Genomic DNA, 12,586 nt, shown 5'->3' on the forward strand with positions numbered 1-12,586 from the left:
AATGACGTTTACCGCAGTGCTCTTTGACCTCGACGGCGTCATCACCGACACCGCCGAATACCACTACCGCGCATGGAAAAAGCTCGCCGAAGAACTGGGCATCAGCATCGACCGCAAGTTTAACGAGCAGCTCAAAGGCGTGTCGCGCGACGATTCGCTCAAACGCATCCTCGCACACGGCGGCAAAACCGTCGGCGAAGCCGAGTTCGCCGAACTGACCCGCCGCAAAAACGACAACTACGTCGAGATGATTCAGGCAGTCAAACCCGAAGACGTGTACCCCGGCATTTTGCCGCTGCTGGAAGCATTGAGGGCAAACGGCAAAAAAATCGCCCTCGCATCTGCCAGTAAAAACGGCCCGTTCCTGCTCGAACGCATGGGGCTGACCCACTTCTTCGACGCCATTGCCGACCCTGCCGCCGTCGCGCATTCCAAACCCGCCCCCGACATCTTCCTCGCCGCAGCCGAGGGCGTGGGTGCGGACATCCGCCGCTGCATCGGCATCGAAGACGCAGCAGCAGGAGTAGCCGCCATCAAAGCCGCCGGCGCCTTGCCTATCGGCGTGGGCAAAGCCGAAGACTTGGGTAGCGACATCGCGCTGGTGTCCGATACCGCCGAGCTGACCTACGCCTACCTGCAAAACGTGTGGGCACAGTCGGGCAGGTAAAACGCGTCAGATAAAGTGTTAAGGAAGTAAAAGGCCGTCTGAACAGTGTTTCAGACGGCCTTTCTGCTTTTAGAACAGATTGATAACCCAACTTACGCAACCCTAAAAACTAAATGCCAATTTCTTAACCATGCTATTCAAATTTATTTGAACGATTTCCTCTGGCCTGTCAACCTTAACAATCACTATTAAAATGCGCACCGATGTTCTGTCTCCGCCTGTATGCGGCTTGGGCGACGGCGAGGCTGCATTCAAGCAGGTTGCGGTTTTCGTATTCGGGCGCGGTGTGCGGCTCGGCTTGGTTTTGCTTCCAAAGCCGCAGTTGGGCGATGGCGCGGCGCAGGCCGGTATCGTTGCGGAGGATGCCCAGATGGTGTTGGTTGAAGGCTTGCAGGGTGGGGCGGCTGAATGCGTTTTGGATGCCGTCTGAAAAGATGCCTGCTTCGGCGGAGGGGCTTTCAGACGGCCTTTGGAATGGTTCGGTTTGAAACGCTTGTCCGTCCGCGATGGTTTGGGCGGCAAGTCTGGCGGTAACGACGCATTCGAGCAGGGAGTTGCTGGCGAGGCGGTTGGCTCCGTGCAAGCCGGTGCAGGCGGTTTCGCCCAAGGCGTAGAGCTGCGGCAGGGAGGTTCTGCCGCTGGGGTCGGTTTGGATGCCGCCGCAGGTGTAGTGTTGCACGGGGCGGACGGGGATGGCTTGGCGCGTGATGTCCAAGCCGCATTGGGACAGGCAGTGCCGATGGATGGACGGGAAATGCCGGCGGACGAACGCTGCGGGTTGGCGGCTGATATTGAGTGAGACGAAGTCTTGCGTTTGTTTGGCGATTTCGGCAGCGATGGTGCGGGCAACGATGTCGCGCGGCGCGAGTTCGGCGCGGCGGTCGTAATGCGGCATAAACCGTTCGCCCGATTGGTTGGTCAGAATGCCGCCTTCGCCGCGCACGGCTTCGGAAATCAGGAAGGTGCGTCCGTTTTCAGACGGCCTTGCCAAGCCTGTGGGGTGGAATTGGATAAATTCGAGGTTTTCGACTGCGCAGCCTGCGCGTATCGCCATAGCGATGGCGTCGCCCGTGCATTCGGGCGGCGTGGTGGTGGCGGCGTAAATCTGTCCCAAGCCACCGCCTGCGAGTACGGTATGGCGGGCGCGGATGCGGTAGGTTTCTTGCGTTTGGCGGTTGAGGACGGTCAGCCCGCACGCCGCGCCTGATTCGGTTTGGATGTCCAACGCCATCTGCCGCTCGCAAACGCGGATGTTCGGGCGGCGGCGTATTTGGGCAATCAGGCTCTGCATGACGGCTTCGCCCGTGTAATCGGCGACGTGGGCGATTCGGCGGCAGGTATGCCCGCCTTCGCGCGTCAGGTGCAGGTCGTCAGGATTCCGATCGAACGCCACGCCTTGCGCCAGCAGCCATTCGATTGCCGGTTTGCCCTGCGACAGGATGGCGCGGACGGCGGCTTCGTCGCATAAACCCGCGCCCGCTTCCAAAGTATCGGCGACGTGTTTTTCGATGTCGTCCTCTCCCGACCACGCCGCCGCAATCCCGCCTTGCGCATGACGGCTGGCGGTGTCGTCCAGCCGGTTTTTGCACAAAATGACGATGCAGAACGATTCAGGCAGCGACAGGGCGAGCGTCAGTGCTGCCAGCCCGTTTCCGGCAATCAATACGTCGCAATCGGTTTGCATGGTGTTGTCCTTGTTTGAGAGGCCGTCTGAAACGGCAATATTGACGGCAAATTAGGCGGGTCCCATGCCGTTGAACACATCTTTTTTCTTCAGCCCTGCCGCGAAGTCGAGCATACGCTGCAAAGGCAGTTTGGCGGCTTCGCCCAGCTTCCTGTCCAACAGGATTTCGTTGCGTCCGCTTGTCAGGGCGTATTTGATGCCGCCCAGCGAATTCATCGCCATCCACGGGCAGAACGCGCAGCTTTTGCAGCTTCCGCCGTTGCCCGCCGTCGGGGCGGCGATAAATTCTTTGTCGGGTGCCTGCTTTTGCATTTCGTGCAGGATGCCTAAATCGGTCGCCACGATGAATTTTTTTTCAGGGCGCGATACGGCGGCTTTAAGCAGTTTGCTGGTCGAGCCGACCACGTCGCCCAGTTCGATGACGCTTTGCGGTGATTCGGGATGAACCAGCACCACCGCATCGGGGTGTTCCACCTTCAACGCCGCCAGTTCCTGCCCCTTGAATTCGTTATGGACGATACACGAACCCTGCCACAACAGCATATCCGCGTCTGTTTCGCGGCGGATGTAGTCGCCGAGGTGGCGGTCGGGTCCCCAAATCAGCTTCTCACCGCGTGATTTCAGATACGACACGATTTCCAACGCCACCGAAGACGTTACCACCCAGTCGGCACGCGCTTTCACGGCGGCGGAAGTGTTGGCGTACACCACCACCGTGTGGTCGGGGTGTTGGTCGCAAAACGCCGAAAACGCTTCTTCGGGACAACCCAAATCCAAAGAACATTCCGCTTCCAAATCAGGCATCAGCACTGTTTTTTCAGGGCAGAGGATTTTCGCACTCTCGCCCATAAAGCGCACGCCCGCCACTACCAGCGTACCGGCTTCGTGTTCCGCACCGAAGCGCGCCATCTCCAACGAATCGCCCACGCATCCGCCCGTTTCCAAAGCCAAATCCTGAATCAGCGGATCAACGTAATAATGCGCTACCAAGACCGCGTTTTTCTCCTTCAGCAAAGTCTTGATTTCGTCTTTCAGACGACCTGCCGTCTCGCGGTCGGGCGTGTCGGCAACCTTCGCCCACGCCTGACGGATTTGGCAGGCGGAAGTCGGTGTCTGGATGAGGGGCATATCGTAGTCGAACGAGCGGCGGGCGGCGGTTTGCATGATGTTTCCTTGTAGCTGGTTTTCAGACGGCATGAAGGTTTGCCGTCTGCTTTTCAAACTGTTTTTATATTATGCTCAACTTGAGTATAATAAGCAAGGTCGTCTGAAAACAGGTTTGCGATACTGCAAAACCGACCTGCTTGTCCCGACAAGCCGCTTTGGTTTATAGTGGATTAACAAAAACCAGTACGGCGTTGCCTCGGCCTTAGCTCAAAGAGAACGATTCTCTAAGGTGCTCAAGCACCAAGTGAATCGGTTCCGTACTATCTGTACTGTCTGCGGCTTCGTCGCCTTGTCCTGATTTTTGTTAATTCACTATACAATAAAGCCTTTCCCACCCGCAGAAAGCCGAGCATGGACGCCTACCCCGAAGCCGAAGCCCCGCCGCAAAGCATCGTCGAGCTGGTTTCCGTATTGATTGCCGTTACCGACGGCGGCCTGCGGGTATTAACCGTCGCCCAAGGCACGCTCCTGCCCAACGGCCCGCTCTCCCCCCTGCGCAATTCCCTGCAGGCGGGCGTAAAGCTTTGGGTCGCCAAGCAGACTTCGCAGCCTATGGGCTATGTGGAACAGCTTTACACCTTTGTCGATACCCACCGCCGCAACGAACACGGCATGCCCGTCTTGTACGTCAGCTATTTGGGGCTGGTGCGCGAGGCAGCCGACAGCATCCTGCATCCTGACGCGAAATGGCAGGACTGCTACGGCTATTTCCCGTGGGAAGACTTGCGCACCGATGGCGGACAGCGCGATGCCGTCGTCAGCCGCCTGCGCATTTGGGCAAACTCGGCGGACACGGAGGAAGTCCGCCAAAAGCGGCTCAAGCGCATTCATTTGTGTTGGGGCGTCGAACCGGAAAACTGGTCGGAAGAATACGTTTTGCAACGCTATGAAATGCTGTATGAAAGCGGCTTGATAGCGGAAGCCGCCGAGCCGCAGGCAAACTTCGACTTCACGCTCACGGGGCAGCCCATGCGCCACGACCACCGCCGCGTGTTGGCGACCGCCCTGTCCCGCCTGCGTGCCAAAATCAAATACCGCCCCGTGATTTTCGAACTGATGCCGCCCGAATTCACGCTGCTGCAACTGCAAAACAGCGTCGAAGCCATCAGCGGCAGATTGCTGCACAAGCAAAACTTCCGCCGCCAGATTCAGCAGCAAAACCTCATCGAGCCGTCGGATACCGGCGTATCGGGCAGCAAAGGCCGCCCCGCGCAGCTTTACCGCTTCCGCGACGACGTCCTGCCCGACAGGCTGATTTCGGACATCGGACTGCCGCTGGGCAGCCGTTAGCCCGTTTTCAGACGACCTATAGTGGATTAACAAAAATCAGGACAAGGCGACGAAGCCGCAGACAGTACAGATAGTACGGAACCGATTCACTTGGTGCTTGAACACCTTACCAGGAACTATGGAAGTTTTAAAAAAGATTGGCACCACAGGCAAACTTTTTCCAGATTTACCTCGCACAAATAAGGGATGGATTGAAAAAACACAAGTACAATTTAAACTTGAAGGTCAAGGGAAGCCATATGTGAATAAAGGGAAAGGGGTAGTCAATACAGGACTGGGTAGGGCTGGCGGTAAAGAAACTTTTGAGAAACAGATTATTTATTTTGAAAAAATTGGAGACGTAAAATGAGTTATTTGATTTTGGATGATGATATGTATTTAATCTATGATTTTAAAAAAGTCATGAAAAGAGAAAAAGAATTTATTGAAAAGACAAGATTATTATCATTAAATGACGAAAGTATCTTTGGCATCAAAAAAGACAAAGGCTTATTTGCATCAGAGGAATGGTGGAGTAATATTGATTCCGGACAGATTATCACCAGAAGCGTTTCCGGAGTGATATCGTCAATATATGAAGCGGGAATGGAACGAAGAAATATACCGAATAGTTTTAGTTTTATAGATGGTGAAGGCATCGTAAGGAATGAAAGTATGTATATGATGAATAAATCCGACAGACATTTATTTTGTGAAGGGAAGAAAATCGTCATTTTTTATGCATATAATGAACTAAAAAAATCAAATCAAAAAAAAGGAGACTTGATTGATTTGGAAAACAACTATGTTGAGCAAGTCATTGAAATGGCAATTTCAAAATAATCAGATGACGCCGGAGAGAATTGTTCTCTTTGAGCTAAGGCGAGGCAACGCCGTACTGGTTTTTGTTAATCCACTATAAAATGAAGTTTTGCCCCATCGGTGCAACACCAATATTTTTCAACAAAGGAAACCCCATGCCGTCTGAAAACACCCTCTTCCCCCTGCCCGACACCCTGTTGCGCCCCATGGTCGAACAAGCCTTGAGCGAAGATTTGGGCAGGCGCGGCGACATTACGTCCGCCGCCGTCATCGCGCCTGACAAAACCGCCAAACTCTTCCTCGTCAGCCGCGAAAACGGCGTCATCGCCGGCATGGACTTGGCGCGCCTCGCCTTTCAGACGATGGATCCGTCCGTCCGCTTTCAAGCTGAAATCCAAGACGGGCAAACCGTCCGCGCAGGTCAGACGCTTGCCGCCGTCGAAGGCAACGCCCGCGCCCTGCTCGCCGCCGAACGCACCGCGCTCAACTACCTCACGCACTTAAGCGGCATCGCCACCGCCACCGCGCTTGCCGTTGCCGAAGTCGCCGAATACGGTACAGACATCGTGTGCAGCCGCAAAACCATCCCCCTGCTGCGCGTCCTGCAAAAATACGCCGTCAGGGCGGGCGGCGGCGTGAACCACCGCATGGGTTTGGACGACGCCGTACTCATCAAAGACAACCACCTCGCCTATTGCGGCAGCATCGCCCAAGCCGTTCGTCAGGCAAAACAGGCTGTCGGAGCATTGACCTGCGTGGAAATCGAAGTCGACACGTTGGCACAACTGGACGAAGCCATCGCAGCGGGCGCGGAACGGATTTTGCTGGACAACATGGACGACGAAACCCTGAAAGAAGCGGCAAACCGCTGCCACACGCAAACTGCCTACCCCCACACCGTCTATTGCGAAGCATCGGGCGGTATCGGCTTCGACCGCCTGAAGCGCGTGGCGCAAACCGGCGTGGACGGCATTGCCCTCGGCTATCTGACCCACAGCAGCCGATCGTTGGATATAGGTTTGGATTTCGTGGCGTGAGTTTTAGGGTGCGGGCGGCTGTCTGATATGTCAGGCAAGGAACCGCTTAACCGTAATCCGGTTATTGCCTCAGGGAGGGAATGCCGTCTGAAAGATTCTTCAGACGGCATTTTTCGTGAAGGTCGTGATGCTTTAGAAAAAACAGCATTTCAGGCAGGTATTTTGTTTGCCCGAAGGTGCGGAGGCATCGGCAGGGCAAGGCGTACGGCGGTTGTAAGGCATCTTTTGAACAATGCGGATGATTCCGGCCGGCGGCAGGACAGGGAAAAGGACGGGGAAGGCAGTTTTATGCCGTCTGAAGGTCTGCCTTTACGCTTGTTTGCAAAAATAGTGGGAAAAGGAACATACAATCCTGTACAATGAGACATAAACAATTGATTTATAATACAATTTATAAAGATAATCAAAATCATCCATATCTGCCGCCCGTCAATCCGCTTGGCGGGCGGAAAAGGTTTTAGGAATACCGATGAACACAATACCGCTCCACACCATACTCAAACTTATGGCGCATCCCGAACGTATGGCGATACTGATCCAACTGTTGGACAGCGAACGCAATATCGTCGAACTGGCAAAATCCTTATCCCTGTCGGCTACCGCAGTTTCCAACCATTTGAACCGCCTGCGCGTGGAAGGTCTAGTCGATTTTACGCGTTACCACCGCATTATCGAATACCGCCTGGTTTCCGAAGAAGCAGCGGCGATTCTGCACACGGTTCGCGATTTGGAAAACAAACGCGTGGCATAGTGTTAGAATCCTTTCCTTTTGCCGTCTGAACGTTTCAGACAGCATTTTTCGGAAATGTTATGAAAATTACCACTTGGAACGTCAATTCGCTCAATGTACGTTTGCCGCAGGTGCAAAACCTGCTTGCCGATAATCCGCCGGATATCCTTGTTTTACAAGAACTCAAGCTCGATCAGGACAAGTTTCCCGCCGCCGCCTTGCAGATGATGGGCTGGCACTGTGTTTGGAGCGGGCAGAAAACCTACAACGGCGTGGCAATTGTCAGCCGCAGCACGCCGGAAGACGTGTATATCGGGCTGCCCGCGCTGCCGGACGATCCGCAACGCCGCGTGATTGCGGCTACCGTCGGCGGCGTGCGCGTCATCAATGTCTATTGCGTCAACGGCGAGGCTTTGGACAGCCCCAAATTCAAATATAAGGAACAGTGGTTTGCCGCACTGACGGAGTTTGTCCGCGACGAAATGACCCGCTACGGCAAACTGGTGCTGCTGGGCGATTTCAATATCGCGCCTGCCGATGCGGACTGTTACGACCCTGAAAAATGGTATGAAAAAATCCACTGTTCGTCCGTCGAACGGCAGTGGTTTCAAAATCTGCTGGATTTGGGATTGACCGACAGTTTGCGCCATATCCATCCCGAAGGTGCGTTTTACACATGGTTCGACTATCGCGGCGCAATGTTCCAGCGCAAACTGGGCCTGCGTATCGACCATATATTGGTTACGTCCGAAATGGCGGCCGTTTTGAAGGATGTCCGCGTCGATTTGGAGACGCGCGCGCTGGAACGTCCGAGCGATCACGCGCCCGTGGCGGCAGAATTCGATTTGTAATTCGGGAAAGGCAAATGCCGTCTGAAACTTCGCAGGGTTTCAGACGGCATTTTGATTGAATATCCGTTTAAACGATGAGGTTGCAGTGGGTATCGCGGTATGGCGGTAACGTCTGCAAGGTTGGGCACATTTGCACGCCATCGGCTGCAATCCGCGGTTTCCCCGGCAAACGGCGAGACGTTATCCATAGAATTACAGTCGGGGAAAAGGAGGGGTGCGGCTGCGGTTACGGATATGGAAATGCCGTCTGAAGGTTGTTCAGACGGCATTCCTTTTGCGCGGGGCTTACATTTGCTGTGCCGCATTGACGGCGCGTTGGTTGGGGTTGATGAGAATTTCGACGCGGCGGTTTTGCGCTCGGCCTTCAGCCGTAGCGTTGGAAGCGGCAGGCATATGCGAGCCGTAGCCGTAAACCGCCAGTCGCGAAGCCGCCACGCCGCGCGTCTGCAGATAGTAGGCAACCGCTTGGGCGCGGTGTTGGGAAAGCGGGTTGTTGACGGCATCCGAACCCGTGTTGTCGGTGTGGCCGTTGATGGTCAGCGTGGTATCCGGATATTGCACCAGCGTTTGTGCGGCAGTATTCAGCGCAAATTGCGCATTGTCGCTTAAAACCGCGCTGCCGGTGGCAAAGGTAACGTTTTCGGGCATTACCAGCTTAATCTGGTTACCTTGGCGTTGAATCTGGACTTGTGTGCCGGTAAGGCTTTGGCGGAGCCGCTGCTCTTGATAGTCCATATAACCGCCGATACCCGCGCCGATTGCGCCGCAGGCAAGCGCGGAATTGCGTGCGCCTTTGCCGCTGTGGGTCAGTGCGCCGACGATGCCGCACACTGCCGCGCCGCCCAAACCGTACATGGCGGATTTGCTTGGGGACTGCTGTCCGGTTACAGGGTCGGCAACGCAGCCGGAAAGCGCGAGTGCAGATGCGGTCAGCACGACGGTAAAGGGTTTGAAGAAAGTCATGGTGTTTCCTTCCGTGTATATGTCAAACCGTACAACTATAAACAATCATGCCGTCCAAATAAGCGGCGTTAACCTGAAATTACCCGATTTTTCCCGAAACAACACCGGTTTGTCGGTATTTGCGCCGAAACTTCCGCCATATCCACAAAAAACGGACCTTGACATCGTAACCGACCGAGCCAGCACCCAGTATCAGCAATACCGCCGAAACGGGCAGGGCGAAGTGGTGTCCGATTTTATGGTAGCCCCACGCACCAATGATGCCGCCGAGCAGAAAGGCCTGCATCATGCCGCTGAGCAGCCACATTTTGGGTTTGTTGACGCGGACGTGCGGCAGGCGGGGATGGTGGGTTTTGGAGTAATACAGGGCGCGTGAGATTTCGATGCCCAAGTCGGTCGCCGTACCCGTCATGTGGGTCGAGCGGATGGCACCGCCCGATAAGAGTGTCATGACTGTGTTGTGCATCCCCATGATGAAGCAGAGCAAGAACAGCGCGAGGGAAGGGAAGACCAAGCCTCCGTCCGTATCCCATTGCAGCGCGGTAATGCCGAACAGGCCGAAAACCAGCAGGTAAACCGCTTCCAGCCACATCGACAACCCGTAGCTGCCCCGAAAGCGCATTTGCTGCGTCCATAAAATCACCCAGCCCGAATGCGCCGCACCCGCGATGAAACACAACACGCTGACCATCGCCACCGCTGCCGCCGTCCATTGCTTCAGATATACCATGTCCGCCAGCAGCGACATCGAGCCGGTAACGTGCGACGTGTAGCGGGCAAATGCAAAAAAACCGCCGGCATTGATTGCGCCTGCCAGCAGCGACATGATGTAGCCCAATCGGCGGAAACGCGCATCTGAAATGTGGTGTTCGTGCAGGTAGGGGCGGTCGGCCTGCCAAAACGGTGGGATATGGTGGCGGCTGCGGCGGGCGTGTTTGGCGTGGCGGTCGGATTCGTTCATAATGGGCGGACGGTTCGGAAAGCATGTTCAAGAACCGCATTTTATAGCGAAAACAATCTAGGGGCGAACTTCACAAGTTTTTGAAAAGAGCGTACATTGAATCTGTTTCCGAGGAGGGTAGAACACCATGCGCCGATACATCGCGGCCGCCGCCGCAATACTCATACTGACTGCCTGCGCCACACCCGAACAGCAGGCGGCATACCGTCAGGCACAGCAACGCTACGAACAGGACCTGCAAGTCGCCCTTGCAGCGCAATGCGACCGCGAGGCCGCACAGCTTATCCGCCGTCAGTTCGATTCAGGGTATGCGCCCATGCCTGATGCTGAAAGACAGATATTTAAAGCACGCTATACCGAAAAGCTTTCCGATCCCATGTTCCAAGCCTGTTACAAAATGGCGTGGCAGAACTACATCTCGCAACAGCAGCTGAAAGAAGTACGCCTGTCGCGCTATTACGACGATTGGGGCTATCCGTTTTACCGTCCCTGGTGGTAGTTAGAAGCGGCAGTATATGCCGTCTGAACGTGCCTACTGTCTATAAACCGCAATACCGTTTACAATGACCGCCTGTTTCATCACATACCCGAACATAACAATGAAAATCAGGCTGGGGCGGCATGACGCGCCCGACTTTCCACAGGGTGCCGCCGTAACCATAGGTAACTTCGACGGCGTACACCTCGGACACAAACACATCCTCCAAAAACTCCGCCTCGAAGCCGATACGCGCGGATTACCCGTCGTGGCCGTCGTTTTCGAACCCCAACCCAAAGAATTTTTCGCACTCCGCACCGGCAGGATGCCGCCGTGCCGCATCAGCCCCCTGCGCACCAAGCTCGAATTATTGGAAGGCACAGGCTGTGTCGATGCCGTCTGGGTTTTGCGTTTCGATCAAAATTTTTCCGAAATATCCGCGCAAGGGTTTATCGACCGCCTGCTGCGTCAAACCTTGAATGCGCGTTATTTGCTCGTCGGCGACGATTTCCGTTTCGGTGCGGGGCGGGAAGGTTGTTTTGAACTTTTGGCACAACAGCCCGATATGCAAACCGAGCGCACGCCTTCCGTCATCGTCGAAGACATCCGCACCAGCAGCACCGCCGTGCGACAAGCCCTTTCAGACGGCAACCTTGCTTATGCGAAAAAACTTTTGGGACACGACTACGTTTTGGGGGGCAGGGTGGTGCACGGCAGAAAACTCGGACGCACCCTAAATGCCCCGACCGCCAATATCCGCCTGCCCGGTCACCGTTATGCCCTCGGCGGCGTGTTCGTCGTCGAAGCGGACGGCGCATTCGGCACGCGGCGCGGCGTGGCGAGCTTCGGCTTCAATCCCACTGTTGAGAGCGGCTGTTCTCAAAAGCTGGAAGTCCACCTGTTCGACTTTCAAGGCGACCTGTACGGACAACGGCTGAACGTCCGCTTCCTGCACAAACTGCGCGATGAGGAAAAGTTTGACGGTATGGAAGAACTGAAAAGGCAGATTGAAGCCGATATGGAAGCCGCAAAGTGTTGGTAGAAAAACCTTATACAAACCATCCGATTGGGCTACAATCAATCTTTTAACTTTTCAGACGGCATAGGGGTTTCCCGTTGTGAAATACTGTTTGAGGCGCAATGCCGTCTGAAACCGAAATATTGTAACAATAGAGATTAAAAAATGACCGATTACAGTAAAACCGTAAACCTGCTCGAGAGCCCGTTTCCGATGCGCGGCAATCTTGCCAAGCGCGAGCCTGCATGGCTGAAAAGCTGGTACGAGCAAAAACGCTACCAAAAACTGCGCGAAATCGCCAAAGGCCGTCCGAAATTCATCCTGCACGACGGTCCTCCGTATGCCAACGGCGACATCCACATCGGTCATGCCGTCAATAAAATCCTCAAAGACATCATTATCCGCAGCAAAACCCAAGCCGGTTTTGATGCGCCTTATGTGCCGGGTTGGGACTGCCACGGTTTGCCTATCGAAGTAATGGTAGAAAAACTGCACGGCAAAGACATGCCCAAAGCGCGCTTCCGCGAATTATGCCGCGAATACGCCGCCGAACAAGTTGCCCGCCAGAAAAAAGACTTTATCCGCTTGGGCGTGTTGGGCGATTGGGACCGTCCTTACCTGACTATGGATTTTAAAACCGAAGCCGATACCGTGCGTATGCTTGGTGAAATCTACAAATCCGGCTATCTCTACCGGGGCGCGAAACCGGTTCAATTCTGCTTGGACTGCGGTTCTTCGCTGGCGGAAGCGGAAGTGGAATACAAAGACAAAGTATCGCCCGCGATTGACGTGGGTTATCCGTTTAAAGACACTGCCGCGCTTGCCGCCGCATTCGGTTTGGCAGGCATCGAGGGCAAAGCGTTTGCCGTCATTTGGACGACTACGCCTTGGACGCTGCCGGCGAGCCAAGCCGTATCGGCGGGGGCGGGCGGGGGGGAT

The 12,586-nt window shown here is 55.1% G+C and carries 15 protein-coding genes; 10 read left to right on the plus strand and 5 right to left on the minus strand.

The features are described from left to right. The first annotated feature begins 1 nt into the window (after window position 1). On the plus strand, window positions 2-667 hold the full coding sequence (pgmB, locus tag RDY34_RS06095) for a beta-phosphoglucomutase (protein ID WP_003749719.1): 666 nt from the start codon (window positions 2-4) through the stop codon (window positions 665-667). Window positions 668-842: 175 nt separating this feature from the next. On the opposite strand, the gene nadB is transcribed toward pgmB, so the two are convergent. Together nadB and nadA are read right to left on the minus strand one after the other, a co-directional pair. Beyond that, window positions 843-2,351 (minus strand): L-aspartate oxidase, encoded by a 1,509-nt coding sequence (gene nadB / locus RDY34_RS06100; RefSeq protein WP_308073272.1) that lies wholly within the window; start codon window positions 2,349-2,351, stop codon window positions 843-845. 51 nt (window positions 2,352-2,402) lie between these two features. Then, window positions 2,403-3,515: a quinolinate synthase NadA gene (gene nadA / locus RDY34_RS06105; RefSeq protein WP_308073309.1), complete on the minus strand. Its 1,113-nt coding sequence runs from the start codon at window positions 3,513-3,515 to the stop codon at window positions 2,403-2,405. A 354-nt stretch (window positions 3,516-3,869) separates the two neighbouring features. On the opposite strand from nadA, the gene RDY34_RS06110 reads away from it, so the two are divergent. From RDY34_RS06110 to xth, 6 genes are all read left to right on the plus strand, one after another. Continuing rightward, window positions 3,870-4,808, plus strand: coding sequence for an NUDIX hydrolase (locus tag RDY34_RS06110; RefSeq protein ID WP_003749727.1), 939 nt, complete (start codon window positions 3,870-3,872; stop codon window positions 4,806-4,808). Window positions 4,809-4,905: 97 nt separating this feature from the next. Continuing rightward, window positions 4,906-5,157, plus strand: a complete 252-nt coding sequence (locus RDY34_RS06115) for a hypothetical protein (RefSeq protein ID WP_504928540.1) — start codon at window positions 4,906-4,908, stop codon at window positions 5,155-5,157. After that, window positions 5,154-5,630 carry an immunity protein RhsI2 family protein gene (locus RDY34_RS06120; protein WP_304674349.1) on the plus strand — a complete coding sequence of 159 codons (477 nt, stop codon included), beginning with the start codon at window positions 5,154-5,156 and terminating at the stop codon, window positions 5,628-5,630. The genes RDY34_RS06115 and RDY34_RS06120 overlap by 4 nt, the downstream gene beginning before the upstream one ends. 134 nt (window positions 5,631-5,764) lie before the next feature. Next, window positions 5,765-6,646, plus strand: coding sequence for a carboxylating nicotinate-nucleotide diphosphorylase (gene nadC, locus RDY34_RS06125; RefSeq protein ID WP_308073274.1), 882 nt, complete (start codon window positions 5,765-5,767; stop codon window positions 6,644-6,646). A gap of 469 nt (window positions 6,647-7,115) precedes the next feature. Next, complete coding sequence (locus tag RDY34_RS06130) at window positions 7,116-7,397, plus strand: ArsR/SmtB family transcription factor (RefSeq protein WP_250314812.1); 282 nt, start codon at window positions 7,116-7,118, stop codon at window positions 7,395-7,397. A gap of 59 nt (window positions 7,398-7,456) precedes the next feature. Further along, window positions 7,457-8,227, plus strand: a complete 771-nt coding sequence (xth, locus tag RDY34_RS06135) for an exodeoxyribonuclease III (protein ID WP_308073276.1) — start codon at window positions 7,457-7,459, stop codon at window positions 8,225-8,227. Here the strand turns inward: xth and RDY34_RS06140 are convergent. The 3 genes from RDY34_RS06140 to RDY34_RS06150 all read right to left on the minus strand — a co-directional run bounded on the left by RDY34_RS06140 (window position 8,194) and on the right by RDY34_RS06150 (window position 10,151). Further along, entirely contained in the window at window positions 8,194-8,496 is a 303-nt protein-coding gene (locus tag RDY34_RS06140; protein ID WP_308074522.1) for a hypothetical protein, read from the minus strand. The two genes, xth and RDY34_RS06140, sit on opposite strands and share 34 nt — an antisense overlap. 16 nt (window positions 8,497-8,512) lie before the next feature. Then, on the minus strand, window positions 8,513-9,190 hold the full coding sequence (locus RDY34_RS06145) for a YiaD family glycine zipper/OmpA-like lipoprotein (protein ID WP_308073278.1): 678 nt from the start codon (window positions 9,188-9,190) through the stop codon (window positions 8,513-8,515). Between the two features lie 79 nt (window positions 9,191-9,269). Beyond that, window positions 9,270-10,151, minus strand: a complete 882-nt coding sequence (locus RDY34_RS06150) for a YoaK family protein (RefSeq protein ID WP_003749744.1) — start codon at window positions 10,149-10,151, stop codon at window positions 9,270-9,272. 127 nt (window positions 10,152-10,278) lie between these two features. Here RDY34_RS06150 and RDY34_RS06155 point away from each other — a divergent pair, with 127 nt between their 5' ends. From RDY34_RS06155 to RDY34_RS06165, 3 genes are all read left to right on the plus strand, one after another. Beyond that, window positions 10,279-10,650 carry a hypothetical protein gene (locus RDY34_RS06155; protein WP_308074521.1) on the plus strand — a complete coding sequence of 124 codons (372 nt, stop codon included), beginning with the start codon at window positions 10,279-10,281 and terminating at the stop codon, window positions 10,648-10,650. Window positions 10,651-10,750: 100 nt separating this feature from the next. Beyond that, on the plus strand, window positions 10,751-11,671 hold the full coding sequence (ribF, locus tag RDY34_RS06160) for a bifunctional riboflavin kinase/FAD synthetase (protein WP_308074520.1): 921 nt from the start codon (window positions 10,751-10,753) through the stop codon (window positions 11,669-11,671). A gap of 141 nt (window positions 11,672-11,812) precedes the next feature. After that, window positions 11,813-12,586, plus strand: a 774-nt coding sequence (locus tag RDY34_RS06165) for a class I tRNA ligase family protein (RefSeq protein WP_308184490.1), incomplete at its 3' end; no start/stop codon positions are given.

Source organism: Neisseria polysaccharea (assembly GCF_963392925.1).
Lineage (GTDB): Bacteria > Pseudomonadota > Gammaproteobacteria > Burkholderiales > Neisseriaceae > Neisseria > Neisseria polysaccharea.